Annotated in this window: 23 protein-coding genes; 15 read left to right on the plus strand and 8 right to left on the minus strand. The window is 57.1% G+C overall.

Annotated features, from left to right (window positions below; genetic code table 11):
- Positions 1-29 precede the first annotated feature (29 nt).
- From ACTJJ1_RS14855 to ACTJJ1_RS14880, 6 genes are all read left to right on the plus strand, one after another.
- On the plus strand, positions 30-359 hold the full coding sequence (locus ACTJJ1_RS14855; protein WP_004949379.1) for a YbaB/EbfC family nucleoid-associated protein: 330 nt from the start codon (positions 30-32) through the stop codon (positions 357-359).
- Positions 359-964, plus strand: coding sequence for a recombination mediator RecR (gene recR, locus ACTJJ1_RS14860; RefSeq protein ID WP_004949381.1), 606 nt, complete (start codon positions 359-361; stop codon positions 962-964). Before ACTJJ1_RS14855 ends, recR begins: the two co-directional genes overlap by 1 nt.
- A gap of 141 nt (positions 965-1,105) precedes the next feature.
- Positions 1,106-2,971 carry a molecular chaperone HtpG gene (gene htpG, locus ACTJJ1_RS14865; RefSeq protein ID WP_004949383.1) on the plus strand — a complete coding sequence of 622 codons (1,866 nt, stop codon included), beginning with the start codon at positions 1,106-1,108 and terminating at the stop codon, positions 2,969-2,971.
- A 201-nt stretch (positions 2,972-3,172) separates the two neighbouring features.
- The gene (gene adk, locus ACTJJ1_RS14870) at positions 3,173-3,817 is read left to right on the plus strand and encodes an adenylate kinase (protein WP_004949386.1); all 645 of its coding nucleotides are present in this window, start codon (positions 3,173-3,175) and stop codon (positions 3,815-3,817) included.
- Between the two features lie 192 nt (positions 3,818-4,009).
- Positions 4,010-4,972 carry a ferrochelatase gene (gene hemH, locus ACTJJ1_RS14875; RefSeq protein WP_440834261.1) on the plus strand — a complete coding sequence of 321 codons (963 nt, stop codon included), beginning with the start codon at positions 4,010-4,012 and terminating at the stop codon, positions 4,970-4,972.
- A 76-nt stretch (positions 4,973-5,048) separates the two neighbouring features.
- Entirely contained in the window at positions 5,049-6,353 is a 1,305-nt protein-coding gene (locus ACTJJ1_RS14880; protein ID WP_004949389.1) for an inosine/guanosine kinase, read from the plus strand.
- A 49-nt stretch (positions 6,354-6,402) separates the two neighbouring features.
- Here the strand turns inward: ACTJJ1_RS14880 and ybaL are convergent, their stop codons facing one another.
- Both ybaL and ACTJJ1_RS14890 read right to left on the minus strand, forming a co-directional pair.
- The gene (ybaL, locus tag ACTJJ1_RS14885; protein ID WP_004949391.1) at positions 6,403-8,094 is read right to left on the minus strand and encodes a YbaL family putative K(+) efflux transporter; all 1,692 of its coding nucleotides are present in this window, start codon (positions 8,092-8,094) and stop codon (positions 6,403-6,405) included.
- Between the two features lie 244 nt (positions 8,095-8,338).
- Positions 8,339-9,559, minus strand: coding sequence for an MFS transporter (locus ACTJJ1_RS14890; RefSeq protein WP_004949392.1), 1,221 nt, complete (start codon positions 9,557-9,559; stop codon positions 8,339-8,341).
- Between the two features lie 183 nt (positions 9,560-9,742).
- Here ACTJJ1_RS14890 and ushA point away from each other — a divergent pair, with 183 nt between their 5' ends.
- A complete protein-coding gene (gene ushA / locus ACTJJ1_RS14895; RefSeq protein ID WP_004949394.1) occupies positions 9,743-11,395 on the plus strand; it encodes a bifunctional UDP-sugar hydrolase/5'-nucleotidase UshA in 1,653 nt (550 codons plus the stop codon).
- A gap of 35 nt (positions 11,396-11,430) precedes the next feature.
- On the opposite strand, the gene ybaK is transcribed toward ushA, so the two are convergent.
- From ybaK to copA, 3 genes are all read right to left on the minus strand, one after another.
- Positions 11,431-11,910: a Cys-tRNA(Pro)/Cys-tRNA(Cys) deacylase YbaK gene (gene ybaK / locus ACTJJ1_RS14900; RefSeq protein WP_004949396.1), complete on the minus strand. Its 480-nt coding sequence runs from the start codon at positions 11,908-11,910 to the stop codon at positions 11,431-11,433.
- A 227-nt stretch (positions 11,911-12,137) separates the two neighbouring features.
- Positions 12,138-12,941, minus strand: a complete 804-nt coding sequence (locus tag ACTJJ1_RS14905) for a TraB/GumN family protein (protein WP_004949398.1) — start codon at positions 12,939-12,941, stop codon at positions 12,138-12,140.
- Positions 12,942-13,110: 169 nt separating this feature from the next.
- A complete protein-coding gene (gene copA, locus ACTJJ1_RS14910) occupies positions 13,111-15,831 on the minus strand; it encodes a copper-exporting P-type ATPase CopA (protein WP_004949400.1) in 2,721 nt (906 codons plus the stop codon).
- A gap of 107 nt (positions 15,832-15,938) precedes the next feature.
- Between copA and cueR the strand changes: the two genes are divergently transcribed.
- Positions 15,939-16,340 carry a Cu(I)-responsive transcriptional regulator gene (gene cueR, locus ACTJJ1_RS14915; protein WP_004949402.1) on the plus strand — a complete coding sequence of 134 codons (402 nt, stop codon included), beginning with the start codon at positions 15,939-15,941 and terminating at the stop codon, positions 16,338-16,340.
- Here the strand turns inward: cueR and ACTJJ1_RS14920 are convergent.
- From ACTJJ1_RS14920 to allS, 3 genes are all read right to left on the minus strand, one after another.
- Positions 16,337-16,798 (minus strand): NfeD family protein, encoded by a 462-nt coding sequence (locus ACTJJ1_RS14920; protein ID WP_004949404.1) that lies wholly within the window; start codon positions 16,796-16,798, stop codon positions 16,337-16,339. The two genes, cueR and ACTJJ1_RS14920, sit on opposite strands and share 4 nt — an antisense overlap.
- A gap of 2 nt (positions 16,799-16,800) precedes the next feature.
- Positions 16,801-17,706, minus strand: coding sequence for an SPFH domain-containing protein (locus ACTJJ1_RS14925; protein ID WP_004949405.1), 906 nt, complete (start codon positions 17,704-17,706; stop codon positions 16,801-16,803).
- 79 nt (positions 17,707-17,785) lie between these two features.
- Entirely contained in the window at positions 17,786-18,700 is a 915-nt protein-coding gene (allS, locus tag ACTJJ1_RS14930; RefSeq protein ID WP_440834266.1) for an HTH-type transcriptional activator AllS, read from the minus strand.
- 365 nt (positions 18,701-19,065) lie between these two features.
- On the opposite strand from allS, the gene ACTJJ1_RS14935 reads away from it, so the two are divergent.
- The 7 genes from ACTJJ1_RS14935 to ACTJJ1_RS14965 all read left to right on the plus strand — a co-directional run bounded on the left by ACTJJ1_RS14935 (position 19,066) and on the right by ACTJJ1_RS14965 (position 26,845).
- On the plus strand, positions 19,066-19,551 hold the full coding sequence (locus ACTJJ1_RS14935; protein ID WP_440834268.1) for an ureidoglycolate lyase: 486 nt from the start codon (positions 19,066-19,068) through the stop codon (positions 19,549-19,551).
- Between the two features lie 77 nt (positions 19,552-19,628).
- The gene (allR, locus tag ACTJJ1_RS14940) at positions 19,629-20,444 is read left to right on the plus strand and encodes an HTH-type transcriptional repressor AllR (RefSeq protein WP_440834270.1); all 816 of its coding nucleotides are present in this window, start codon (positions 19,629-19,631) and stop codon (positions 20,442-20,444) included.
- Positions 20,445-20,582: 138 nt separating this feature from the next.
- The gene (gcl, locus tag ACTJJ1_RS14945) at positions 20,583-22,364 is read left to right on the plus strand and encodes a glyoxylate carboligase (protein WP_440834272.1); all 1,782 of its coding nucleotides are present in this window, start codon (positions 20,583-20,585) and stop codon (positions 22,362-22,364) included.
- An 11-nt stretch (positions 22,365-22,375) separates the two neighbouring features.
- Positions 22,376-23,155, plus strand: a complete 780-nt coding sequence (gene hyi, locus ACTJJ1_RS14950) for a hydroxypyruvate isomerase (protein WP_440834274.1) — start codon at positions 22,376-22,378, stop codon at positions 23,153-23,155.
- Positions 23,156-23,165: 10 nt separating this feature from the next.
- Positions 23,166-24,047 (plus strand): 2-hydroxy-3-oxopropionate reductase, encoded by an 882-nt coding sequence (glxR, locus tag ACTJJ1_RS14955; protein ID WP_440834276.1) that lies wholly within the window; start codon positions 23,166-23,168, stop codon positions 24,045-24,047.
- A 168-nt stretch (positions 24,048-24,215) separates the two neighbouring features.
- A complete protein-coding gene (locus tag ACTJJ1_RS14960; protein WP_440834278.1) occupies positions 24,216-25,565 on the plus strand; it encodes an MFS transporter in 1,350 nt (449 codons plus the stop codon).
- A 137-nt stretch (positions 25,566-25,702) separates the two neighbouring features.
- Complete coding sequence (locus ACTJJ1_RS14965) at positions 25,703-26,845, plus strand: glycerate kinase (RefSeq protein WP_440834280.1); 1,143 nt, start codon at positions 25,703-25,705, stop codon at positions 26,843-26,845.
- The last annotated feature ends 51 nt before the right edge of the window (positions 26,846-26,896 follow it).

Raw genomic sequence — 26,896 nt, forward strand, 5'->3', positions numbered from 1 at the left:
GTGCGCGGCCCTAGCGACGAGAGACGACTATGTTTGGTAAAGGCGGTCTGGGCAACCTGATGAAGCAAGCCCAGCAAATGCAAGAAAAAATGCAACAGATGCAGGAAGAAGTCGCCAAATTGGAAGTGACTGGCGAATCTGGTGCAGGCCTGGTGAAAGTCACCATTAACGGCGCGCACAACTGCCGTCGCGTGGAGATCGATCAAAGCCTGATGGAAGACGATAAAGAGATGCTGGAAGACCTGATCGCCGCTGCGTTTAACGACGCCGCGCGCCGCATCGACGAAACCCAGAAAGAGAAGATGGCGTCTGTTTCCAGCGGCATGCAATTGCCACCTGGCTTTAAGATGCCGTTCTGATGCAAACCAGCCCGCTCCTTGAAACATTAATGGAGGCGTTGCGCTGCCTGCCGGGCGTTGGCCCGAAGTCAGCCCAGCGCATGGCGTTCCAACTGCTGCAGCGCGATCGCAGCGGCGGAATGCGCTTGGCGCAGGCGCTGACCCGAGCCATGTCGGAAATTGGCCACTGTGCCGATTGCCGCACTTTCACCGAGCAGGATATCTGCACCATTTGCGCCAATCCACGCCGTCTGCAAAACGGCCAGATCTGCGTGGTGGAAAGCCCGGCCGATATTCATGCCATCGAGCAGACCGGTCAGTTCGCCGGGCGCTACTTTGTGCTGATGGGCCACCTGTCGCCGATGGATGGCATCGGGCCCGGCGATATCGGTCTGGATCGGTTGGAGCAACGGCTGGAAAAGGAAAGCATTACCGAAGTGATCCTTGCCACTAACCCGACGGTGGAAGGCGACGCAACCGCCAACTACATCGCCGAGATGTGCGGCCAGTATGGCGTGGTCGCCAGCCGCATTGCCCACGGCGTGCCGGTGGGCGGCGAGTTGGAGATGGTCGACGGCACCACGCTGTCGCATTCGCTGGCCGGCCGCAACGTCATCAAGTTTTGATGTTTTCCCAGACGGGGCCCATGCGGCCCCGTTATTCCCCTGCAAAAATTTCCCGCCAGCCGCTTGAAAAACAACGCGCTTGTCCCCATTTACTCCTCATTGTCCGATTTTGGTAGCCACTGTCTTTGAGGTAATCTGAGTATGAAAGGTCAAGAAACCCGCGGTTTCCAGTCTGAAGTAAAACAACTGCTTCATTTGATGATTCATTCGCTGTACTCCAATAAAGAAATTTTCCTGCGCGAGCTGATCTCCAACGCCTCAGACGCCGCCGACAAGCTGCGCTTCCGCGCGCTGTCTGCGCCTGAGTTGTATGAAGGCGACGGCGAGCTGCGTGTGCGCCTATCCTTCGATAAAGATCAGCGCACGCTGACCATCGCCGATAACGGCATCGGCATGAGCCGCGATGAAGTGATCGAGAACCTCGGCACCATCGCCAAATCTGGTACTAAATCATTCCTGGAATCTATCGGTTCCGACCAAGCCAAAGACAGCCAGTTGATCGGCCAGTTCGGCGTCGGTTTCTATTCGGCGTTCATCGTGGCGGATAAAGTCACCGTGCGCACCCGTGCCGCCGGCGCAGCGGCGGATCAGGGCGTGTTCTGGGAATCTGCCGGCGAAGGCGATTACACTATTGCCGATGACACCAAAGAAGATCGCGGCACCGAGATCACCTTGCATCTGCGCGAAGGCGAAGATGAATACCTCGATGCCTGGCGTCTGCGCTCGGTGATTGGCAAATACTCCGATCACATCGCGCTGCCGGTTGAAATTGAAAGCAAAAACGAAGAAGACGGCACCGTCACCTGGGAAAAAATCAACAAGGCGCAGGCCCTGTGGACCCGCAGCAAGGCGGACGTCACCGACGAAGAATACAAAGAGTTCTACAAGCACATCGCTCACGACTTTACCGATCCGCTGAGCTGGAGCCACAACCGGGTAGAAGGCAAGCAGGAATACACCAGCCTGCTGTATATCCCGGCGCAGGCTCCGTGGGACATGTGGAACCGCGATCATAAACACGGCCTGAAGCTGTACGTGCAGCGCGTGTTTATCATGGACGACGCCGAGCAGTTCATGCCGAACTACCTGCGCTTCGTGCGTGGCCTGATAGATTCCAACGATCTGCCGCTGAATGTTTCGCGTGAAATTCTGCAAGACAGCCGCGTGACGCAAAACCTGCGCGGCGCGCTGACCAAGCGCGTACTGCAGATGCTGGAAAAACTGGCCAAAGACGATGCTGAAGGCTACCAGAAGTTCTGGCAGCAGTTCGGCCTGGTGCTGAAAGAAGGCCCGGCGGAAGACGGCGGCAACAAAGAAGCCATCGCCAAGCTGCTGCGCTTCGCTTCTACCCAGGGCGACAGCTCGGCGCAAACCGTCTCGCTGGAAGAGTACGTCGGGCGCATGGCGGAAGGGCAGGATAAAATTTATTACATCACTGCCGACAGCTATGCCGCCGCCAAGAGCAGCCCGCACCTGGAGCTGTTCCGCAAGAAAGGCATCGAAGTGCTGCTGCTTTCCGATCGCATCGACGAATGGATGATGAGCTACCTGACCGAATTCGACGGCAAGCCATTCCAGTCGGTCAGCAAGGCGGACGAAGCGCTGGACAAGCTGGCGGATGAAACCGAAGAGCAGAAAGCCGCCGAGAAGCAGCTGGAGCCGTTTGTCGACCGTGTGAAGACGCTGCTGGGCGATCGCGTGAAGGACGTGCGTTTGACGCACCGCCTGACCGATACGCCGGCCATTGTCACCACCGGTGCCGATGAAATGAGCACCCAGATGGCAAAACTGTTTGCCGCTGCGGGCCAGGAAGCGCCGGAAGTGAAATACATTTTCGAGTTAAATCCGGAGCATGCGTTGGTCAAACGCGCATCCGATGTGGGTGATAACGAACAATTTGCCGAATGGATCGATCTGCTGATGGATCAGGCGCTGCTGGCTGAACGCGGCACGCTGGAAGATCCAAACCAGTTTATCCGTCGTATGAATAAGTTGTTGTCGGCCTAATTCCCGGCTTATGCGCCCTTAACCGCCGGGTTAAGGGCGCATTCTTTGCTTTTCTCCCTGATTTTCCTGTTTTACCCGCCTTGTTGTCCCTGTCGTTCCGCAATCGATTTCCTTGCGTACCTTGAGCCAGCCCCCCCGGAAATGGTATGGTTGAGCGTTTTCGCAATTTTATAAAAACTACATAGCAAGGGGATTTACGCAATGCGTATCATTCTGCTGGGCGCTCCGGGCGCTGGTAAAGGTACTCAGGCTCAATTCATCATGGAGAAATACGGTATTCCGCAAATCTCCACCGGTGATATGTTGCGCGCAGCCGTGAAGGCCGGCAGTGAGCTGGGCAAGCAGGCGAAAGAAATCATGGACGCCGGCAAGCTGGTGACCGATGAGCTGGTGATTGCACTGGTTAAAGAACGCATCACTCAGGAAGATTGCCGTAACGGCTTCCTGCTGGACGGTTTCCCGCGCACCATTCCACAGGCTGATGCGATGAAAGAAGCCGGCATCAACGTGGACTACGTGCTGGAATTCGCCGTGCCGGACGAACTGATCGTCGATCGCATCGTTGGCCGCCGCGTACATGCGCCGTCTGGCCGCGTGTATCACGTTAAATTCAATCCGCCGCAGGTGGAAGGCAAAGACGACGTGACCGGCGAAGAGCTGACCACCCGTAAAGACGATCAGGAAGAAACCGTGCGCAAGCGCCTGGTGGAATACCATCAGATGACCGCACCGCTGATTTCCTATTACAGCAAAGAAGCGCAAGCAGGCCACACCCAATACCGTAAAATCGACGGCACCCGTAAAGTGACCGAAGTGAGCGCTGAACTGGCGACCATCCTCGGCTGATCGATTTTTCATTGCAGTGCATAGCGCCAGGCCTTAGGTCTGGCGTTTTTTTTATCTGGCGACAGAGGCGCCGCCTGTTGCTGATATCGGTTTCGGTGCAGCGCTTTTCCGCTACAATAGACGCCATTAATTGACGTTAACGCCCTGATCCAGAACGGGGGGTTAGCCTGTAAGGCATCAAGGGGAGCTGAGATGAAGCAAGAGAAACACGGGGTATTGCTGGTGAACCTGGGCACGCCGGATGCTCCGACCTCGTCGGCGGTAAAATGCTATCTGAAGGAATTCCTCAGCGACGACCGCGTAGTCGATACTTCACCGCTGATCTGGTGGCCCATCCTTAATGGCGCGATCTTGCCGCTCCGATCGCCGCGCGTCGCCAAGCTGTATCAGTCGGTATGGATGGACGAAGGCTCGCCGCTGTTGGTCTACAGCCGCCGTCAGCAACGCGCGCTGGCCGCACGCATGCCGAACACCCCGGTAGAGCTGGGCATGAGCTACGGTTCGCCGAGCCTGGCGGAAGCGATAGACAAGCTGTTGGCGCAGGGCGTAACCAATCTGGTGGTATTGCCGCTGTATCCGCAATACTCCTGTTCGACCAGTGCGGCGGTGTGGGATGGCGTGGCTCGCGTGCTGAAAGGCTACCGCCGCCTGCCGTCGATAGGCTTTATCCGCGACTACGCCGAGCACCCGGCCTATATTGCCGCGCTGCGCCAGAGCGTTGAACGCTCGTTCGCCGAGCACGGCCAGCCGGATCGGCTGGTGTTGTCTTTCCACGGCATTCCCAAGCGTTATGCCCGCCTCGGCGACGATTATCCGCAACGCTGCGAAGATACGCTGCGTGCCTTAACCGCCACGCTGCCGCTGGCACCGGACAGGGTGATGATGACCTACCAGTCTCGCTTTGGCCGCGAACCCTGGCTGACGCCTTACACCGATGAAACCCTGAAAAGCTTGCCGGCGCAGGGCATCAAGCATATTCAGCTGATTTGCCCCGGCTTCTCGGCGGACTGCCTGGAAACGCTGGAAGAAATCAAAGAGCAGAACCGCGAGATCTTCCTCAAGGCCGGCGGTGAGAAGTTCGAGTATATAGCCGCGCTGAACGACGAACCGGCGCATATCGATATGATGCAGCAACTGGTGGCTCAGCGCTTCTGATCGTCATGCAACCCCCTCAATCAGGCAGAAATGTGCTAACATTTTCTGCCTGATAATAGCCACTGCCGCCAATCACATGAAATTTCCTGGTAAACGTAAGTCCAAACACTATTTTCCGGTGAACGCTCGCGATCCGCTCTTGCAGCAAGTTCAGCCTGAAAATGAAGTCAGCACCTCTTATATCGTCGGCATCGACCAGACGCTGGTGGATATCGAAGCAAAAGTGGATGACGCGTTTATCCAACGCTACGGTTTGAGCCTGGGACATTCCCTGGTGATTGAGGATGACGTCGCCGAGGCACTGTATCAGGAGCTAAGCGAAAACAATCTGATCGACCATCAGTTCGCCGGCGGTACCATCGGCAATACTCTGCACAACTATTCGGTGCTGGCGGATGACCGTTCGGTCCTGCTTGGCGTCATGTGCAGCAACATTAAAATCGGCAGCTACGCTTACCGTTATTTGTGCAATACCTCGAGCCGCACCGATCTTAACCACCTGCAGGCGGTTGACGGCGCTATTGGCCGCTGCTTCACCTTGATCACAGAAAGCGGCGAACGCACTTTCGCCATCAGCCCCGGGCAGATGAACCAACTGCGGCCGGAGAGCGTGCCGGAAGAGGTGATCGCAGGTGCATCGGCGCTGGTACTGACGTCGTATCTGGTGCGCTGCAAGGAGGGGGAGCCGATGCCTGCCGCCACCATGCAAGCCATAGAATTTGCCAAAAAACACGACGTGCCGGTGGTGCTGACGCTGGGCACCAAGTATGTGATTGCCGATAACCCGCAGTGGTGGCGCGATTTCCTGAAGCAGCACGTGTCGATTCTGGCGATGAACGAAGACGAAGCGCTGGAGCTGACCGGGCTGAGCGATCCGCTCACCGCCTCTGATATGGCGCTCGAGTGGGTGGATTTAGTGCTGTGCACCGCCGGGCCAAACGGCCTGTATATGGCGGGTTACACTGAAGAGGCCAACAAGCGGGAAACCCAGCATCCGTTGTTGCCGGGGCATATCGCCGAATTCAACCGTTATGAGTTCAGCCGTGCCATGCGTCGTGAAAGCTGCGAGAACCCGTTCCGCATCTATTCGCATATCGCGCCGTACATGGGCGGGCCGGAGAAAATCATGAATACCAACGGCGCCGGCGACGGCGCGCTGTCGGCGTTGTTGCATGATATCGCCGCCAACGGTTTTCACCGCAATAACGTGCCGAATTCCAGCAAACATGTGCGCAGCTACCTGACGTATTCCTCGTTGGCGCAGGTGTGCAAATATGCCAATCGCGTCAGCTATCAGGTGCTGAACCAGCATTCACCGCGCCTGACGCGTGGCCTGCCGGAACGGGAAGACAGCCTGGAAGAGTCTTACTGGGAACGGTAAAAAGCAAAAGGTCCGGCAAGCCGGACCTTTTTGATCACCGCTTTTCACGTCAAATCGGGCAGGCGCCCATTTTCTCTTCTTCGCTCAGCGTATCCAGCTTAAGGATATTCAACATGCTGTTGGCGATTTCCCGCTCGCCCATCACGACCTGGTCGGCACCGCGATCTGAGATGTATGACACCTCGTCATCGTAATGCGCGCGGGCGATAATCTCGATGTTTGGCCGCTTGTTGCGCGCAGAGGCGACGATCTCCCCGGCCTCGTAGCCGTTTGGAATGGTCAGCAACAGCCAGCGTGCGCAGTCGAGCCTTGCCAGATCCATCACCTCCGGATTGGCGGCGTTGCCCAGCACCGTTTTGATACCCTGTTCACGCAGCGCTTCGACCCGAGGGCGAGAGTTCTCGATCACCACCAGCGGGATGCCGGCCTCGGCCAATTTGGCACCCAACAGGCTACCGACACGGCCATAGCCGACCAGCAGGGCGTGATTGCACATATCGAACGGGATCTGCTTCTCTTCTTCCACAGCTTCTTCCAGAATCTGGTCTTCCATGGTTTCGGTCTTGGCCAGATAACGTTCGAGCAGGGTGAACAGCAGCGGGTTGAGCATGATCGACAGGATGGCGCCAGCCAGCACCAGATTACGGCCGTGCTCCGACATCATGCCGAGCGAGATGCCAAGGCCGGCCAAAATGAAGGCGAACTCGCCGATCTGCGCCAGGCTGGCGGAAATGGTCAGCGCGGTGCGCCTGGAGTGGCCGAACATTTTCACCAGCAGGAACGCCGCCGCCGATTTACCGAACACGATAATCGCCAGCGTCGCCAGCACCGCCAGCGGCTCGTTGATCAGGATCATCGGGTCAAACAGCATGCCGACCGAGACAAAGAACAGCACCGCAAAAGCATCGCGCAGCGGCAGCGTGTCGTGGGCTGCACGGTGGCTCAGCTCCGACTCGTTCAGCACCATGCCGGCGAAGAACGCCCCCAGAGCGAAGGAAACGTCGAACAGCTTCACGGCGCCATAGGCAATGCCCAGCGCCAGCGCCAGCACCGCCAGGGTAAACAGCTCGCGAGAGCCGGTGCTGGCGGTTTTCGCCAGGATCCACGGCACCAGGCGGCGGCCGACCACAATCATCAGCGCGATAAAGGCGATGACCTTGCCGATGGTGATGGCCAGCTCCATCAGCAACTGGCTGCTGCTGGCGTTGTCATTGCCCATCATATTGCCGAAGGCCGGCAACAGCACCAATGTCAGCACCATCGCCAGGTCTTCCACGATCAGCCAGCCGATGGCGATTTGCCCGCGCTGACTGTCGATCAACTGGCGTTCTTCCAGAGCACGCAGCAACACCACGGTACTGGCGGTGGACAGACATAGCCCGAACACCAGGCCGGAAATCAAATCCCAGCCGAGCAACTTGGACAGCCCCATACCCAGCAAGGTGGCGACGGCAATCTGTGCCACGGCGCCGGGAATGGCGATATGTTTTACTGCGAGGAGGTCTTTAAGAGAGAAATGGAGGCCAACACCGAACATCAACAAAATCACGCCAATTTCCGCCAGTTCCGGTGCCAGCGAGGTGTCGGCAACAAACCCGGGGGTAAAGGGGCCGGCGAGCACGCCTGCTGCAAGGTATCCTACCAGTGGGGAGATGCGCAGGCGATTCGCCAGCATACCGAGGAGGAAGGCGAGTACTAACCCTCCGACAATGGTGGTGATTAACGGTGTTGAATTATGCATCCAGACTCCTTCTAGCTATGCATGGCGGTAGAGGGAAAACGCAACGAAGTTACGAAAAGATACATTTAGTTTATTGCATTTGTACGTGCTTTGCTTAGCTAAATTTGGCCTTTTTGCGAAAAAGCAGAGGATTCCGCGTTGGGCAGGCCAGTGAGGGGATTTATCAAAGAATAAGTCAAATAACATTGATTTATGTGGGAGATAACCCGGCCGAATAATATTTATCAACCGGGCTGTAGCAGGGTTATTGCGAGTTATGATCCATATTAGGCAACAGTGCGGTGATAATGCCGATCAAGGGTAAGAAAGCACAGATTTGGTAGACCAATTCGATACTGGTTAAATCTGCGACATAACCAAGAACTGCCGCACCTAACCCACCCATACCAAAAGCAAAACCGAAGAATAAACCGGAAACCATACCCACTTTTCCGGGGATCAGCTCCTGAGCGTAGACCAAAATGGCCGAAAACGCCGAGGCGAGAATTACTCCTATGATTACCGTCAAAATACCGGTCCAGTATAAAGATGCATAGGGTAAAACAAGCGTGAAAGGTGCTGCACCAAGTATGGAGCCCCAAATGACATATTTTCGGCCTATCTTGTCGCCCAGTGGCCCGCCGATAATGGTGCCGGCGGCTACGGCGAACAGAAAAGCAAACAGGTGTATCTGGGCATTTTGTACCGAAACGCCGAACTTATGTATCAGATAAAAGGTGTAATAGCTGCTGATACTGGCCAAGTAGAAATATTTTGAGAAAATAAGCACCAGCAGGATGCCGAGAGCGTAGGTAACGGTACGTTTTGGCAGCGGTTGCCGCGCAGCGGCGGTTTTTGGCAGACCTTTTGTTGCCCGATGCTGTTGCTGATACCACTTGCTGACCTGCAACAGCACCACAATAGCCAGCAGCGCCGCCAGTGAGAACCAGGCGACGTTGCCCTTACCGTAAGGCGCGATAATCAGCGCCGCCAACAGGGGGCCCAGAGAACTGCCAAAGTTGCCGCCGACCTGGAACAGCGACTGCGCCAGACCATGCCGGCCGCCGGAAGCCATGCGCGCCACGCGGGACGACTCCGGGTGGAACACCGAAGAGCCGGTACCGACCAACGCTGCAGCCAGCAACACCAGCGGGAAAGTATTGGCTACCGACAGCAGCAGCAGACCGCACAGGGTAAAGCCCATGCCGATCGGCAGCGAATAAGGCTGCGGGTGTTTATCGGTGAAGTGGCCGATCAACGGTTGCAACAGCGAGGCGGTCAATTGATAGGTCAGGGTGATCATGCCGATCTGCACAAAGCTGAGATTGAAATCGGCCTGCAGGATCGGGTAAATCGCCAGGATCAGCGACTGAATCATGTCGTTCAACAAATGGGATACGCTGATGGCGCCGAGGATCGAGAAAGCGGTGCCTTTAACCGCACCGCCCTTGGCCGGCGGCATGGCGGTTTCGCTACGGTCGGTCATTTTATTATTAGCCTGGTAAGTTATAGAGTTCAGAGCAGATTATCTTAGGCAAGTTGTTCAATTTTTACCACATCCGACATAATTTGACGTATATCGCAAAAATTTGAAATCACTCGCCTTTGTTTCGCGCTACAATTTCGGCCACCTCAAAAAAACAGTTCATTTTCATCATGGAGAGCCGCCATGCGTTTTTCGTTAAAAACCACCGCATGCGCCTTGGCCGTGTCCCTGACTTTCCTGTCGGGAGCCGCCAGCGCCTGGGAAAAGGATAAAACTTACGACATCACCATCCTGCATACCAACGATCACCATGGCCATTTCTGGCAGAACGATCACGGTGAGTATGGTCTGGGCGCGCAGAAAACCCTGGTAGACAGCATTCGCCAGGAAGTGGCGGCCAAGGGCGGTAGTCTGCTGCTGCTGTCCGGCGGCGATATCAATACCGGCGTGCCGGAGTCCGACCTGCAGGATGCCGAACCGGATTTTCGCGGCATGAACCTGGTGGGTTACGATGCGATGGCGATCGGCAACCATGAGTTCGACAATCCGCTCAGCGTGCTGCGTCAGCAGGAGAAGTGGGCGACCTTCCCGCTGCTGTCGGCCAATATCTATCAGAAAAGCACTCAACAGCGTCTGTTCAAACCCTACGCCTTATTTGACAAGCAGGGCATCAAGATCGCGGTTATCGGCCTGACCACCGACGACACCGCCAAGATCGGCAACCCGGAATACTTTACCGATATCGAGTTCCGCGTACCGGCGCAGGAAGCGAAACAAGTGGTTGAGCAACTGCGCAAGGATGAAAAGCCGGACGTGATCATCGCCGCCACTCACATGGGCCATTACGATGACGGCAACCACGGTTCCAACGCGCCGGGCGACGTCGAGATGGCGCGCAGCCTGCCTGCCGGTTATCTGGATATGATCGTCGGCGGTCACTCGCAGGATCCGGTCTGTATGGCCGGCGAAAACCACAAGCAGGTAGACTACGTGCCGGGCACTCCGTGCTCGCCGGATCGCCAAAACGGCACCTGGATCGTCCAGGCACACGAGTGGGGCAAATACGTCGGCCGTGCCGACTTCCAGTTCCGCAACGGCGAACTGAAGCTGGTGCATTATCAACTGATCCCGGTCAACCTGAAGAAGAAGGTGGAAAAAGCCGACGGCACCAGCGAGCGAGTGTATTACACCCGGCAAATTCAGGAAGATCCTTCCATGATGAAACTGCTGACGCCATTCCAGGACAAGGGCAAGGCGCAGCTTGAGGTAAAAATCGGCAGTGTGAACGGCAAGCTGGAGGGCGATCGCAGCAAGGTGCGCTTCGTTCAGACCAACCTGTCGCGCGTGCTGCTGGCAGCGCAAATGGAACGTGCCGAAGCCGATTTTGCGGTGATGAGCGGCGGTGGGGTGCGTGATTCGATCGAATCCGGCGACATAACCTATAAAAACGTGCTCAAGGTACAACCGTTTGGCAACACGCTGGTGTATGCCGAGATGAAAGGCAGCGAGGTAGAAAAATACCTGGCGGTAGTCGCCAACATGAAGGTGGATTCCGGCGCTTACGCGCAGTTTGCCAACGTCAGCCTGACGGCGGACGGCAAGGGCGTCAGCAACGTGAAGATCAAGGGCGAGCCATTGCAGGCGGACAAAACCTACCGCATGGCGACGCTGAACTTCAATGCGTTGGGCGGCGACGGTTATCCGAAACTCGATACCCTGCCAAGCTACGTCAACACCGGTTTTATCGATGCCGAAGTGCTGAAACAGTATATCGAGAAGCACTCTCCGCTGGATGCGGCGGCCTATGAGCCGAAGGGCGAGATTGTTTATCAGTAAATGTTAATCGGGGAGCCGCAAGGCTCCCCATCCGCTTAATCGCGCTTGGCGATATCGGCGAAGCTGCCGGCCAGCAGGCGGCATAAATCGCCGGCGGCCAGTTCGATATCCAGCCCGCGTTTGCCGCCGGAGACGTAAATGGTGGCGAACTGCTGCGCCGGGCTGTCAATCACCGTCGGCAACCGCTTTTTCTGCCCCAGCGGGCTAATGCCGCCGACCAGATAACCGGTTACGCGCTGCGCCAGTTGCGGGTCGGCCATTTCCGCTTTCTTTGCGCCCAGGGCGCGAGCGACCTTTTTCAGATCCAACTGGGTCGCGACCGGCGTTACCGCTACCGCCAGATGTTTGGCGTCGCCGTTCAGCGCCACCAACAACGTTTTATAGACGCGATCGGCATCGAGCCCAAGTTTCTGCACCGCTTCATCACCGAAGTGGGTTTCCGCACTGTCGTGATGATAGGGATGAAGGGTAAACGCGATTTTTTGTTTCTCAAGCAGGATCACTGCGGGCGTCATACTGTTTTCCTATTTCCCTTCGCACGGGAAGTTGCAACGCAAAGCAACAAAATTACAAAAATCTAACGGCGGCAGCAACCTGAGCAGCTGTTACATAAAGCGGGTTGCCAAGGTGTTCACTGGGTTGCTACCCTGTCTATTGTAACCGTTAACACGGTTGCTATGCGTATAACTAAAATACAAGAAATTCCTCTTTGACTGGCCAGTAGCGATATTGGCCACTTTTTTTACTGCGCCTGAAGCATCGCCGGCAGATTATCTTCGCCGTACAGATGCAGTGCGCCCACCGCCACCACGTAGTTGCCGGCCGGTAACGCCTCCAGTTTCTGCCGCCAGTCGCGGTTGCGCCTATGCATCAGCACGTCGTACAGATCGGCGCTGAAGGTGGCGGGCAGGGTTTCCAGCGCGCCGTTGGGTTTTGCGTCCAGCCACCAGCTCACCATGGTTTGCAGCAGCCGCGCGTTGGTGTGCCAGTGTTCCAGCGTATCGCGCAGTAGCGCCATACCGCCTTCCGGCAACTGTTCCAGCATCGCCATCTGCTGTTCAGCTCCTTCCAGCTCAATCACCTTTTTGTGTTGTTGCCTGGCGGCCTGCAACAGTTGGTAGTCCACGCCGTACTCGGCGCGCAACCCCAGTCGCTGAGCCTGACGAGCCTGCATCGTCAACGCCACCTGCCAGCCGGGGAGGGTCGAGAACACCTCTGCGTCGGCACCCAGTTCCTGGCACAGGACCAATAACTGCTGAAACTCGGTATCGGAAAGGCGCTCCACCAGGTCGGGCTGTGGGGCGCTGTGGCCAAACGGCGAGGCGGAGCCGGTGATATCGGCTTCGACAATCAGGGCATCAGCCTGTTTCAGGCGGGTCGCCAGCGTGGCCGGCAGCGGCGACATATCCACCGTGCCCATATGAATGCTGCCCACCAGATGGAATTGACGATCGCCGGGCAGCCGGATATCCAGCGCCGGGTAGGCGTAGGTCATCGGAGAAATAATGCCGAGAAAGGCGGCCAGGCGGCGTAATAGCTTACCCATACAGCGTGGTTCCTTATTTTCCCCGCGAGTGTGCAGACGACGGCCTGGCCTCTGGCGGGTAGCGCGTTTATGCCATGCTAAACGCTATCCGGCGCACAAGAAAGCCTGAAGAGTGAAGGAATTATCCCAAAGGACGCGGGGCGCAAGAATTTGCGCCCCGCAGTGGCATTCAGCGTTTCGGTTTAAAACGCAACAGCCGGTTGGCGTTACTGACTACGGTAATGGAAGACAGCGCCATCGCCGCGCCCGCCACTACCGGGCTGAGCAGCGTGCCGGTCAACGGATACAGCACCCCGGCGGCGATGGGAATGCCGAGCGTGTTGTAAATGAATGCCCCGAGCAGGTTCTGTTTCATGTTGCGCAGCGTGGCCTTCGACAGTTCCAGCGCGTCGGCGACGCCGTTCAGGCTGTGACGCATCAGGGTGATTGCGGCTGTTTCGATAGCGATATCGCTACCGCTGCCCATCGCGATGCCCACGTCGGCTTGCGCCAGTGCCGGGGCGTCGTTGATGCCATCGCCGACCATCGCCACGCGGTGGCCCTGCGCCTGCAACTGTTTGATCGCCTCGGCTTTGCCGTCCGGCAGCACGCCGGCGATGACCTTGTCGATACCGGCTTCTTTGGCAATGGCGTTGGCGGTCACCGGGTTGTCGCCGGTCAGCATCACCAGTTGATAGCCCTGACGATGCAAGCGTTGCAACGCCTCAACGCTGTCGCTGCGCAGCGGATCGCGGATGGCGATCAGCGCAGCCGGCTGGCCGTCGGCTGCCAGCAGCACCGGCGTAATGCCGCGCTCCGCTTGTTGCTGCATCTGCGCTTCCAGCGCGCTGGTCGCCACCTGGTGCTGTTGCAACAGCGCGGCGTTGCCCAGCAGCAGCTTCACGCCGTCCACTTCGCCGCTGACGCCGGCACCGCGCAGGGTCCGGAACTGCTCAACCGGCGGTAGCGCTTGCCCGGCGGCGTGCTCAACGATGGCCCGCGCCAAGGGATGGCTGGCACCTTGTTCCAGTGCCGCGGCCCAGCGCAGCGCCTGCTGCTCGCCGATCTGATTGAAGGTGAAGATCTCCACCACGCGCGGCTGGCCCTCGGTCAGGGTGCCGGTTTTATCAAACACCAGCGTATCCAGGGTGCTGGCCTGCTGCAACGCATCGGCGTCGCGCACCAGCACGCCGAACTCGGCCGCACGACCAACGCCGGAGATGATCGACATCGGCGTCGCCAGGCCCAGCGCGCAAGGGCAGGCAATGATCAATACCGTAGTGGCGATCACCAGCGTGTAAACCAACTGCGGCTGCGGGCCGAAGAAATACCAGATCGCCGCGCTGAACAGGGCGATGGCCACCACCACCGGCACGAACACCGCAGAAATGCGGTCCGCCAGTTTGCCAATCTCCGGCTTGCTGCTCTGCGCCTGGCGCACCAGTTTGATGATTCGTGCCAGCGTGGTTTTGCTGCCGATTGCGCCTGCGCGAAACAGCACGCTGCCGTCATCCACCACCGTACCGGCATGCACCGTATCGCCAACGCCTTTCTGCTGCGGCACGGCTTCGCCGGTCAGCATGGCTTCGTCCAGCCACACTTCGCCCTGCACAATTTCGCCGTCCACCGGGATACGATCGCCGGTGGTCAGGCGCAGCGTCATGCCAAGCTGCACCTGCGCCAGCGCAATGGTTTTCTCGCCGTCGTCGGTCACCAGCCGCGCCGTCGGCGGCGTCAGGTCCAGCAGCCGCTCCAGCGCCTGTGACGAACGCTGGCGCGCCCGCTGCTCCAGCGCATGGCCGAGGTTGATCAGGCCGATGATCATGGCGCTGGCCTCGTAATACAGGTGCCGCGCCTCCATCGGGAAGAAATCCGGCCACAGGTTGACGCTGATCGAATACAGCCAGGCGGCGCCGGTGCCGAGTGCGACCAGCGTATCCATGGTGGCGCTGCCGTTGCGCAGCGCGCGCCAGGCGTTGCGGTAAAAATGCCCGCCGGCGAACACCATCACCGCCAGCGTGATCAGACCCACCCACAGCCACGGGCGTTGGGTTTCCGGTGTCAGCGACATACTGCCGCCAAACAGACCCCAGGCCATCAGCGGAATGCCCAGCGCCAGGCCGAGAGCCGCCTGCCAGCGGAAGCGCTTCATGTTGGCCTGCGCGGTCTGCTGCTGGCGCTCGCGGCGTTCGGTTTCGTCCTGGATCATTTCCGCGCCGTAGCCGGCTTTTTCCACCGCCGCCACCAGCGCCTGCGGATCGGCACCGCCGGTAATCAACGCGCTGCGTTCCGCCAGATTGACCCGCGCCTGTTCGACGCCGGGCACGCTTTGCAGCGCGCTTTGGACTTTACTGACGCAGCTGGCGCAACTCATGCCGCTGAGCAGCAGTTGAACGCTGTCATCATCGTCGCTGTGGCGAGTTGCCGGAAGGGAAGAGGGGGCCGCTGCCTGGGGTTCCGGCAATTCAGGGGCTGATTCAGTCAACGGCTCAGTTTTTGGGAGAGGGGCGGCTCCATTGACGCTGGCGTGATAACCGGCTTCCTCGACCGCTGCGATCAACGCCTCGGGAGCGGCATCGCCATAGACCTTGGCCGACTCGATGCCGACGTCGGCGGCGATCACGCCCGGTACCGCTTCCAGCGCTTTACGGGTGCTGGCGGCGCAGTGCATGCAGCTCAGGCCGCTCAGCTGCAGTTCGGTATCCGGCCGTTGCGCTACGGCAGCCTGGTAACCGGCGGCGATCACGCTGTCGATCAACGCCTGGCTCGGCGCATCGCCGGTGACTTTGGCGTAATGGACGTTGACCTCTGCCTGTTCGACATCGTTGCGGCTTTCCAGGGCTTTTTTCACCCGTTGCGCGCAGTTCATGCAGGTTAGCCCCTGCAACGCCAGCACGGTGGTTTGTGACATGATTCGGTTCCTCGCTCAAGTGCGGTGTTTAAAGGTTGACCGCTTAGCCTATTTTCACTAAGAATGAAGGTTAAACCTTCCAGCAAGGGGAAGGTCAAGGAGTGAAAATGAATATCAGCGACGTGGCGAAAAAAACCGGCTTAACCAGCAAGGCGATCCGCTTTTATGAAGAGAAAGGGCTGGTTACCGCGCCGATCCGTACCGATAACGGTTACCGCAGCTATAACCCGAAGCATATCGAAGAGCTGACGCTGCTACGCCAGGCGCGGCTGGTGGGTTTTAATCTGGACGAGTGCCGTGAGCTGGTGGCGCTGTTCAACGATCCGGCCCGCCACAGCGCCGATGTGAAAGCGCGCACGCTGCAAAAAGTGGCGGATATTGAAAAGCACATCAGTGAGTTGGGCGAGATGCGCCAGCGTTTGCTGGCGCTGGCGAACGAATGCCCGGGCGATGACGGGGCGGAATGCCCGATCATTAATAACCTGGCCGGTTGCTGCCGCAATCACTAGCGCGTAACGGCACGGATCACCAGGGTGACGCCCTCGACGGCGATCACTTCGACTTCGGTCCCTATCGCCAGATCTTCACTGGCCTGCGCACGCCAACTGCTGTCGCCGATGTTAATGCGGCCCATGCCGTTGTGCATGGCTTCGGTCAGCGTTGCGCGGGTGCCGATCAACTGGCGGTTGCGCTGGTTCAGCACCTGCGAACCGCTGGTTGCCGCCGCCGGCCGCTGGCGCAGCCAGTACCACCACAGATAGGCCACGACAATGGTCAGGACGGCAAAAATCACCCCCTGCCACTCCCAGGCCAGCTGCGGCAGCAGCCAGACCATCGCGCCGACCACCACCGCCGACACGCCGCTCCATAACAGGTAACCGCTGGCGCCGAGCATCTCGGCCGCCAGCAGCAGCCCGCCGAGCGAAAGCCAGAACCAGTGCGGGTTTGCTGCAATTTGTTCGAGCATGATTACTTGCCTTTGGTGTCTTTCAACAGCTCGGCAATGCCACCGATTGAACCGAGCAGGCTGCTGGCGTCCAGCGGCATCATAATGACTTTACTGTTGTTGGCGGAACCGATCTTCTGCAGCGCGTCAGTGTATTTCTGCGCCACAAAATAGTTCACCGCCTGGATATTGCCGCTGGCGATAGCGTCGGAAACCAACTGAGTGGCCCGCGCTTCCGCTTCTGCGGCACGTTCGCGCGCTTCCGCCTGCAAGAATGCCGATTGGCGCTCGCCCTCGGCCTTCAGGATCTGCGATTGCTTATCCCCTTCGGCGCGCAGGATGGCCGCCTGGCGCACACCTTCGGCCTCAAGGATGTCCGCACGCTTGGTACGTTCGGCCTTCATCTGGGCGTTCATTGAGGCGATCAGTTCGGCCGGCGGGCGCACGTCGCGGATCTCGATACGGGTGATCTTGACGCCCCACGGGTTGGTGGCTTCGTCGACGATATGCAGCAGGCGGCTGTTGATGCTGTCGCGCTGCGACAGGATTTCGTCCAGCTCCATTGAGCCGAGCACGGTACGGAAGTTGGTCATGGTCAGGTTGACGATCGCCCGCTCGAGGTTGCTGACCTCATAGGCGGCGCGCGCCGGATCGACCACCTGGATAAAGCACACCGCATCGATGGCTACGTTGGCATTATCGCGTGAGATGATTTCCTGCGAAGGAATATCCAGCACCTGTTCCATCATATTGATTTTTCTGCCTATGCGATCCATAAAGGGCACAACCAGATTCAAACCGGGCATCAGCGTTTTGGTGTAGCGGCCGAAGCGTTCCACCGTCCATTGGAACCCTTGCGGTACAATTTTGACGCCGGCGAAGACGATGATCAGCGCGACGACAATCACGATGGGGATAAGGGTAAACATGGCAAACCTCCTGTCAGACATATGTAAACAGATATTACGCCACGCCCGGAGGAATGCCTACTTATACCACTAAAAACCCCTAGTCCAGCGCACAAACCAGGCCTTCGATCAGCGGGTCCTGCGTCTGGAACAACCCGATAATCGTTTTGACCGCTTCGCCGCAGCGCGTGTCCGACCATGCTAACGACAAGGCCGACTGCTGGCGCGGGTATCTGAGGTTTTTAGCCACCAGTTCGCCGCGATCGAGGTAGGGTTGACACAATCTGTGCGGCAGGAAACCGATCCCCAGGCCGCGCAGGTGGCATTCAAGCTTCGTGTGCAGATCCGGCACCTTGATTTCCTGCTGGCCTGACAGCAGCCAGGCGATACGTTTTGCCAGATGGCGAGCGGTATCCTCGACGTTAATGGCGGGATAGGCGCGCAGCTGAGCCTCACCCAGTGGGGAGGGAGCATTGGCGAGCGGATGGTCTGGGGAAATGGCGAAAACCCACTCTATCTTGCCCAGCGGCAGCACCTTGATGCTGTTTTCAAGCGATTCATTGCCCGCCACGCCGAGCGCCAGATGGCAGTCCTCATTCAACAGCGCATCCCAGACGCCCATATAGACCTGCCGCGAGACTCGGAACTGCGTGAAAGGGTATTTTCCGTGCAGGTAAGCCAGCAGTCGGGCCACTGCGGCGGCGTTATACAGCAGATTATTGATAACGATATTGACCTGATGTTCGACGCCGTCATTGATTTGCCGCAGCTCACCCGGCATCACGTCCAGCCAGTTATGCCACTGGCGGCAGCGCTCCAGCAGGTATTCCCCAGCCGGCGTCAGATTAACGGTCCGCGTGGTGCGGATAAACAGCTGCGTGCCAATGCTCTCTTCCAGCGCTTTGATGCGGTAACTGATGGTGGCGGTGGTTTTGTGCAGCAACTCAGCTGCACGCGAGAAGCTCTGACACTCAGCAACTTTGATAAACGAACGAATGGTTTCGTGATCCAGCATGAGGGCTCCTTGGCTGACGCTGCCTTTTCCGTTAGCAATGAAAAGAATCTACTGATGTTACGGCGCGATAGGCAGCGCTAAAGCTGAAGCTCACGATCGCGGTCACAAAAACACCTAAAGAGGTTGGGCCGGGGGCGACTCCGTAGGGTATCTGACAGCGTTATGATTTGCCGTTAATTTTTCAAATAGTTGATTTTAAAGTAATATGATTATTTTCTGCTCGTAAAGTGTGCGGGTGATCTTGTTATGGAAAATTTTTCCAAAAAAATCTGTCAAATTAACCCTGCTCTGACTAGAGTGAAAGCCTGAAGGGAATAGTGTCGCCGTTTTTATCGTCGTCTGGGTAATGAGTCTTGGAGCATCATATGGATCTAGTCATCGCTGAATTAACGCCAGAAGCCTTTGCGCCTTATGGTGATGTACTGCAAATAGAGGGATCGCGGTTCTTCCACATCAATGATGGGAAAACGGAACGTTATCACGACCTTGCCAAGATCGAAGTGTCTGATGGCCATCGGGTATTGGCCAGTATCAACCGGGCGGAGCCCAGTGAGCTACCGCTGACGTTTTCACTGCTGGAGAAACACCCGCTCTCGTCGCAGGCCTTTGTGCCGATGAACGGGGAGCGCTTTGTGGTGATCGTGGCCGAACCCGGCGATGATGTTCCCCTTGATACGCTGCGTGCCTTTATCACCAATGGCAAGCAAGGGATTAACTACCATCGCAACGTCTGGCACCACCCGTTGTTCGCCTATGAAAAAATCACCGATTTCTTCACCATTGATCGCGCCGGGGCGGATAACTGCATCGTCAGCCGTTTACCCGAGCCCTGTCGCATTGTTTTGGGATAGCGCTGGTCGCCTGCAGCGGAGGACGTTTATTATAGCGGGCAGATGGCTGGTGCCGTAACAGACGAAGGAAGGCTTGAATGACCGAATTACGCAGGAAAGGGCGACCCTCTACCGAGGTTGGCGCAACCAAAGGTGCGCAGGCTTTGGATCGTGGACTGGAGATCCTCCAGTATCTGGCAAATGCCGGGGGGAGCTCGTCGGTTTCCGTGCTGTCAGAAAAGCTGGAGCTACCGCTCTCCACCACCTTTAGATTGCTGAAAGTATTGGAAAAGTCGGAGTTCGTCTTTCAGGATCCGCAGTTGGGCTGGTGGCACATCGGTATCCAATCTTTCACCGTGGGCTCTGCCTATATGAACGATCGGGACGTGGTGTCGGTAGCGGGGCCGTTTATGCGGCGGCTGATGCTGCTTTCCGGTGAAACGGCCAATCTGGCAATTCGCAATAATTTTGATGCGGTGCTGATTCGGCAATGCGAATGCCAGGCGATGGTACGTATGTGCGCACCGTTAGGCAGCCGTTTGCCACTGCATGCGTCCGGCGCAGGCAAGGCGTTGCTATACCCATTGGCGGAAGAGGAAATGCTGGATTTGATCGTGCGTTCAGGCCTGCAATCCTATACGCCGAAGACCCTGACCAGCGTAAATTTATTGCGCAAGGATTTGCATCAGTCGCTGGAGCAGGGTTACACCATTGATGATGAAGAACACGCTCTGGGTCTGAACTGCCTGGCGTCGGCGATTTTCGATCGCAACAACAACGTTATCGCGGCGATCTCCATTTCCGGGCCAAGTTCGCGGGTCGGTAAGGAACGGTTTAAAGAACTGGGTGAGCTGGTCGGTGAAGTGGCCAGGGATATCAGCGCGGCATTGGGCGAATCGCGCAGCAAAGCATAAACCGCCTTATGTCTGGCTGGCGTTGACTGGCTAGGTATAAGCAGAAGAGCAGCAATCCCCGTTTGATGAGCAAACGGGTTTTTTTGACGTGAATTCATAGTTGGAAAATTTTTCCAACAAATTTAAGGAGAGAATGACATGGCAATTATGCGAGCTGTAGATGCAGCAATGCACGTGCTGGAAAAAGAAGGGATCACCACGGCCTTCGGCGTGCCCGGCGCGGCAATCAACCCGTTTTATGACGCAATGCGCAGGCACGGCGGCATTAAGCACTATCTGGCAAGGCATGTGGAAGGGGCCTCGCATATGGCGGAAGGTTATACCCGCGCCGCCGCCGGCAACATTGGCGTGTGCATTGGCACCTCTGGCCCGGCGGGTACCGACATGATCACCGGTCTGTATTCCGCCTCGGCGGATTCCATTCCTATTCTGTGCATCACCGGGCAGGCACCGCGGGCACGGCTGCATAAAGAAGACTTTCAGGCGGTGGATATTGAGTCAATAGCCAAACCGGTGACCAAAATGGCTGTTACCGTACAGGAACCGGCGCTGGTGCCACGCGTGTTGCAACAGGCGTTTCATCTGATGCGTTCCGGCCGTCCTGGGCCGGTGTTGATCGACCTGCCTTTCGACGTGCAAATGGCGGAAATCGAATTTGACCCCGATACCTACGCCTCTTTGCCCGCCTATAAGCCGGCCGCCACTCAGGCGCAGATCGACAAGGTGCTGGACCTGCTGTGCGCAGCGAAAAAACCGTTGATTATCGCCGGCGGCGGTATCCATAACGCCGACGCGGCGGATTTGCTGCAACAATTGGCCGAGATCTGCAATGTGCCGGTGATCCCGACGCTGATGGGATGGGGATCGATCCCGGATGACCATCCGCTGATGGCCGGCATGGCGGGGTTGCAGACTTCGCACCGTTACGGCAATGCCAACCTGCTGGACTCTGATCTGGTGCTGGGCATTGGCAACCGCTGGGCCAACCGCCATACCGGTTCGGTGGATAAGTACACCGCCGGGCGCAAGGTTATCCATATCGACATTGAACCGACGCAAATTGGTCGGGTCATTTGCCCCGATCTGGGCATTGTGTCGGACGCGAGAATCGCCTTGCAGATGCTGGTGGATTCGGCGCGCAGCCGTTTTGAACGCGGCCAGTTGCCTGACCGTGGGGCCTGGTGTGCCACCTGTCTGCAACGCAAGCAAACCCTGCTGCGCAAAACCCATTTCGATAACGTGCCGATCAAGCCGCAGCGTGTGTATGAAGAGATGAACCGCGCCTTTGGCCGCGACGCCTGCTATGTCACCACTATTGGGTTGTCGCAGATTGCCGCTGCGCAAATGCTGCAGGTGTTTGGGCCCCGCCAGTGGATCAACGCCGGTCAGGCCGGTCCGTTGGGTTGGACCTTGCCGGCGGCGCTGGGTGTCTGCGCTGCCGACCCGCAGCGTAAGGTCATCGGGCTGTCGGGAGATTACGATTTCCAGTTCATGATCGAGGAGTTGGCCGTTGGGGCGCAATTCAAGCTGCCGTATATCCATGTGTTGGTGAACAACGCTTACCTGGGGTTGATCCGCCAGGCGCAGCGTGGGTTCGATATGGATTATTGCGTCCAACTGTCGTTTGAAAATATCAACAATCCCGAGCTCGGCGAATACGGCGTGGATCATGTCAAAGTCGTCGAAGGTCTGGGATGTAAAGCCCTGCGCGTTCACAAACCGGAGGATATCGCACCTGCATTCCGCCAGGCACAGGAATTAATGCAGCAACACCGGGTTCCTGTCGTGGTGGAAATTATTCTGGAGCGCGTCACCAATATTTCCATGGGCACTGAACTGGACAATGTCAACGAGTTCGAGCCGATTGCGGAAACGCCGGAAGATGCACCAACTTCGGTCAACTTCTTTGACTACCGTTGAGGAGAATCATCATGCCAAAGTTTTCAGCCAACTTATCCATGCTATTTAATGAAGTGGATTTTATGCAACGTTTTCGTCGTGCGAAGCAGCAGGGTTTCAGTGCGGTGGAATATATGTTCCCTTATGACTATCCGATCGCCGCCTTGCGCGATGAATTGGCCGCGCACCAGCTGACGCAGGTGTTGCATAACCTGCCGGCTGGCGATTGGGCTGCCGGAGAGCGAGGCATTGCCTGTCTGCCGGGGCGTGAGGGCGAATTCCGTGACGGGGTTGGCCTGGCGATTGAGTATGCCCATGCGCTGGGCTGTGGGCAGATCAACTGTCTGATTGGCAATCCCGATCCCACTGTCAGCCGACACAAGACCGACGAAAAGGTCATGGCTAACCTGAGTGATGCTGCCCAATTGCTGGCGAAAGAAAATATTCGCCTGCTGATCGAGCCGATCAATAAATACGATATGCCGGGCTTTTATTTGCAGGACTCCCGACAGGCCATCGAATTAATTGAGCAAATCGGCAGCCCAAATATCTATCTGCAGTACGACATTTACCACATGCAGCGCGCCGAGGGCGAACTGACGCAAACCCTGGAGCGGCTGCTGGCTAACATCAGCCATATTCAGGTCGCGGATAACCCGGGGCGTCATGAACCGGGGACCGGCGAAATCAACTACGCCTATATCTTTAGCGCGCTGGATCGCATGGGTTACCGCGGTTGGATCGGATGTGAATACAAACCCCTCGCCACGACAGAAAGCGGTCTGTCATGGATGACAAAGTACCAATCCTGAGGAGACAGAAATGAAAGTCGGATTTATTGGTCTGGGCATCATGGGTGCGCCGATGGCGGAAAAATTAATTGAGGGCGGCCATCAGTTGTACGCCAACACCCGACGCGAGGTACCCGTCGCACTGGTGCAACGTGGCGCCATCGCCTGCCGCCATCCACAACAGGTGGTGGACGAAGCCGAGGTGACCTTCATTATGGTGCCTGATACGCCGCAGGTTGAAGACGTGTTGTTCGGTGAACACGGCTGCGCCGCAGGGCGGCTGGCCGGGAAGGTGGTGGTGGACATGAGCTCCATTTCACCGTTGGAAACCAAAGGGTTTGCAGAGCGCATCAATCAACTCGGCGCGGCTTATCTGGATGCGCCGGTTTCGGGCGGTGAGGTCGGAGCCAAACAAGGGACGCTGACCATAATGGTTGGTGGTGAAGAGGCGACGTTTGAGCGGGTTAAACCTCTGCTGGCGCTAATGGGCAAGAATATTACCCTGATCGGCGGCAACGGCGATGGGCAAACCTGCAAGGTCGCTAACCAGATCGTCGTGGCGTTGACTATTGAAGCGGTATCGGAAGCGCTGGTGTTTGCTTCGCGGGCGGGTGCCGATCCGGCGCGGGTGCGCGAGGCGCTGATGGGCGGTTTCGCCTCCTCGCGCATCCTGGAGGTACATGGTGAGCGCATGATCAAACGGGCATTCTCTCCCGGTTTTCGCATCTCACTGCATCAAAAGGACCTTAATCTCGCTCTGCAAGGTGCGAAAGCCCTGTCGCTGAGCCTGCCGAATACGGCAACCTGCCAGGAGCTGTTCAATGTTTGCGCCGCAAATGGTGCAGGCGATCTGGATCACTCAGCGCTGGTGCAGGCGCTGGAAATTATGGGCAAGCACAAAGTCGCCGGCTAAGCCTATTATGGCTTCGAAGAAAAAACAGACGTCTTATTTATAGAATCAGAGATATTCAATATTTAAAAATCCCTCTTTATGATAAATAAAGAGGGTCTTTTCCAATAACTATTATTCAACACAATAAAGACAGTAAATAGCAGGATGCCAACCCAAGGAGACTCTTATATGGCAACCGATAATGCTGTAATTGATAAAAACACCCTGTCCACACTGGATAAAAACGCGTTATACCGAAAGGTTGCCTGGCGAATTATGCCAATACTGTTGGTGAGTTATATCGTAGGGTATCTTGATCGGGTAGGGATATCATTTTCCAAGTTTCAAATGATGCCTGATATTCTCAATGGCAATGTCTCAATGGCTGAGGCCGTTTATGGCCTTGGCGCCGGGGTATTTTTCATCGGGTATATCATTGCCGGGGTACCCAGCAATATTTTGTTGAGCAAGTATGGCGCCAGAAAAATCATCGCTTTGTTGATGGTCGTATGGGGACTGATCTCGATGCTGAGCATCTTTATCACCAATCCCTGGCAGTTTTACCTGGCGCGCTTTCTGTTGGGGTTGGCGGAGGCTGGGTTCTACCCTGGTGTGATCCTGTATCTGACGCTCTGGTTCCCCTCCAGCCAGCGGGCCAAAATGACCGCACTGTTTGTTTGTGGCATTCCGGTCAGCAATATCATTGGCGGCCCGCTGTGCGGCTGGATTATCGAGAATATGAACGGCATGATGAATCTGTCTGGCTGGCAGTGGCTGTTCTTTATCAGTGGCCCGCGTGCGTTGTTGATTGCCATCGTTATTTTCTATTTTCTGGATAATACTTATCAAAGCGCTAAATGGCTTACCCCGCAGGAAAAGGCGTTGATTAAAGCGGATATGGATCAAAGCGCTCCGCGCAGCCCAAATCAGGGTAGCCCTGGGCAGCAGGAATGGACGATGAAGAGCATGCTGAAATCGTCTGCGTTCACCAAAATGTGGTTGATTTGCTTTTGTACCGTGATGGGCCAGGGCGGGTTGGCATTTTGGGTGCCGACCATTATTCGCGACACCGGCGTGGTATCGATGATGGACATTGGGTTGTTGACCATGTTGCCTTACATACTGGCGGTAGTAGCGATGTTGGTCGCTGCACGCAGTTCGGACAAACATCGCGAGCGGCGCTGGCATATTATTGTTCCCTTCTGCATTGCTGCGGTATCCCTGATCTTTATCGGCCTGTTCCCGGACAATAAGCATGTCGTGATGGCGGCGCTGTGCGTGGCGGTGGCTTCCAGTCTGGTGCCTTCGCCTCTGTTCTGGAGCTTGCCGAATGCCATATTCACCGGGAGTTGTGCGGCGGCGGGGATCGCCCTGATTAACTCAATCGCCAATATCGGCGGCTTTATCTCGCCTTATATCATTGGTTATTTCAAACAACTGACCAACAGTAATTTAGTGGCCATGTGCGTATTATCATCGATGATGATATTGGGGGCGCTTTTGACTTACAGCGTCCCGGCCAAACTGGTGAATAAATAACGCTGCCAGTGAGCTGTTTTGAATCATTGAAGTCATGACTTGTTTTTTGTTTAGCCATGTATTTTTCATCTGATTATTTATAAATAATTTCAGATGAAAATGCATGGCATTTTATTTTTATATCTTAAGGATACGCTATGAAAGTTGTTATTGTCCCAGATTCATTCAAGGAAAGCGTCAGCGCTGAATTAGCGGCATTGGCGATCGCTCGGGGATTCCGTGAGGTTTATCCCGACGCGGAATGTATTTGCCTGCCGATTGCCGATGGAGGAGAAGGCACGGTTGATGCCCTGATCGCGGCGACTTGCGGGCATAAAGTAGAGGCCGAGGTGACGGGGCCATTGGGGAACCGGGTAGCGGCGTTTTACGGCGTCAGCGGTGAGGGGAAAACGGCGGTGATCGAAATGGCGGCGGCCAGTGGCCTGATGCTGGTTCCTGCCGAACAGAGGAACCCGATGTTAGCGACCAGCTACGGTACCGGTGAACTGATTCGCCATGCGCTGGATCTGGGGATCCGGCATATCATTCTGGGCATCGGCGGCAGCGCGACGGTAGATGGCGGCGTTGGGATGATGCAGGCGCTGGGCGGCCGTTTCTACCGGTCGGACGGCATGCCGCTCTCTTTAGGTGGTGCGCAACTTGCGATGCTAAGCAGGATCAATCTCTCTGCACTCGACGATCGCCTGCGCCAGTGCAAAATTGAGGTTGCCTGCGACGTTGATAACCCGCTAGTGGGGCCGCGTGGCGCGGCGGCCGTTTTTGGCCCGCAAAAAGGGGCGACGCCGGCTATGGTGGTGCGGCTGGAGCAGGGGCTGGAGCAGTATGCCGCCGTAATCCGCCAGCTCACCGGCAGCGACGTACGGCAGGTGGCTGGCGGTGGCGCCGCGGGGGGGATGGGGATCGCCACGCAGGTGCTCCTTGGGGCTGAACTGAAACCGGGGATCGATATCATCATGGAGGCGCTGCAACTGGAGAACGTCCTGGCCGATGCCGATGTGATCGTGACCGGTGAAGGACGTATCGATCGGCAGACGTTGGGCGGCAAGGCGCTGTCTGGCATTGCACGGCTGGCTCAGCGGCATCGCCTGCCGGTCATTGCCCTGGCCGGCGTGCTGGGGGAGGGGGCCGAGGTGCTGCATTCGCAGGGAATTGACGCGATATTCAGCATCTTGCCCCGCCTGAGCTCGCTGGATATCGCCCTGTCCCAGGGGGAGAGCAATCTGCAGCAGAGCGCCAGAAACATCGCCCGCGTGATGCAGATAGGACAACGGCTGGTGTAACAAACAATAAGGCCACACTGCGGATGCAGGTGGCCTTGTCATATTCCGACA

The sequence above is a fragment of the Serratia sp. 22264 genome, assembly GCF_052045345.1.
Lineage (GTDB): Bacteria > Pseudomonadota > Gammaproteobacteria > Enterobacterales > Enterobacteriaceae > Serratia > Serratia plymuthica.

Bases quoted from the DNA above. Each gene is read 5' to 3' on its own strand.
- ACTJJ1_RS14855 (WP_004949379.1), top strand. From the start codon at position 30: ATGTTTGGTAAAGGCGGTCTGGGCAACCTGATGAAGCAAGCCCAGCAA.
- recR (WP_004949381.1), top strand. From the start codon at position 359: ATGCAAACCAGCCCGCTCCTTGAAACATTAATGGAGGCGTTGCGCTGC.
- htpG (WP_004949383.1), top strand. From the start codon at position 1,106: ATGAAAGGTCAAGAAACCCGCGGTTTCCAGTCTGAAGTAAAACAACTG.
- adk (WP_004949386.1), top strand. From the start codon at position 3,173: ATGCGTATCATTCTGCTGGGCGCTCCGGGCGCTGGTAAAGGTACTCAG.
- hemH (WP_440834261.1), top strand. From the start codon at position 4,010: ATGAAGCAAGAGAAACACGGGGTATTGCTGGTGAACCTGGGCACGCCG.
- ACTJJ1_RS14880 (WP_004949389.1), top strand. From the start codon at position 5,049: ATGAAATTTCCTGGTAAACGTAAGTCCAAACACTATTTTCCGGTGAAC.
- ybaL (WP_004949391.1), bottom strand. From the start codon at position 8,094: ATGCATAATTCAACACCGTTAATCACCACCATTGTCGGAGGGTTAGTA.
- ACTJJ1_RS14890 (WP_004949392.1), bottom strand. From the start codon at position 9,559: ATGACCGACCGTAGCGAAACCGCCATGCCGCCGGCCAAGGGCGGTGCG.
- ushA (WP_004949394.1), top strand. From the start codon at position 9,743: ATGCGTTTTTCGTTAAAAACCACCGCATGCGCCTTGGCCGTGTCCCTG.
- ybaK (WP_004949396.1), bottom strand. From the start codon at position 11,910: ATGACGCCCGCAGTGATCCTGCTTGAGAAACAAAAAATCGCGTTTACC.
- ACTJJ1_RS14905 (WP_004949398.1), bottom strand. From the start codon at position 12,941: ATGGGTAAGCTATTACGCCGCCTGGCCGCCTTTCTCGGCATTATTTCT.
- copA (WP_004949400.1), bottom strand. From the start codon at position 15,831: ATGTCACAAACCACCGTGCTGGCGTTGCAGGGGCTAACCTGCATGAAC.
- cueR (WP_004949402.1), top strand. From the start codon at position 15,939: ATGAATATCAGCGACGTGGCGAAAAAAACCGGCTTAACCAGCAAGGCG.
- ACTJJ1_RS14920 (WP_004949404.1), bottom strand. From the start codon at position 16,798: ATGCTCGAACAAATTGCAGCAAACCCGCACTGGTTCTGGCTTTCGCTC.
- ACTJJ1_RS14925 (WP_004949405.1), bottom strand. From the start codon at position 17,706: ATGTTTACCCTTATCCCCATCGTGATTGTCGTCGCGCTGATCATCGTC.
- allS (WP_440834266.1), bottom strand. From the start codon at position 18,700: ATGCTGGATCACGAAACCATTCGTTCGTTTATCAAAGTTGCTGAGTGT.
- ACTJJ1_RS14935 (WP_440834268.1), top strand. From the start codon at position 19,066: ATGGATCTAGTCATCGCTGAATTAACGCCAGAAGCCTTTGCGCCTTAT.
- allR (WP_440834270.1), top strand. From the start codon at position 19,629: ATGACCGAATTACGCAGGAAAGGGCGACCCTCTACCGAGGTTGGCGCA.
- gcl (WP_440834272.1), top strand. From the start codon at position 20,583: ATGGCAATTATGCGAGCTGTAGATGCAGCAATGCACGTGCTGGAAAAA.
- hyi (WP_440834274.1), top strand. From the start codon at position 22,376: ATGCCAAAGTTTTCAGCCAACTTATCCATGCTATTTAATGAAGTGGAT.
- glxR (WP_440834276.1), top strand. From the start codon at position 23,166: ATGAAAGTCGGATTTATTGGTCTGGGCATCATGGGTGCGCCGATGGCG.
- ACTJJ1_RS14960 (WP_440834278.1), top strand. From the start codon at position 24,216: ATGGCAACCGATAATGCTGTAATTGATAAAAACACCCTGTCCACACTG.
- ACTJJ1_RS14965 (WP_440834280.1), top strand. From the start codon at position 25,703: ATGAAAGTTGTTATTGTCCCAGATTCATTCAAGGAAAGCGTCAGCGCT.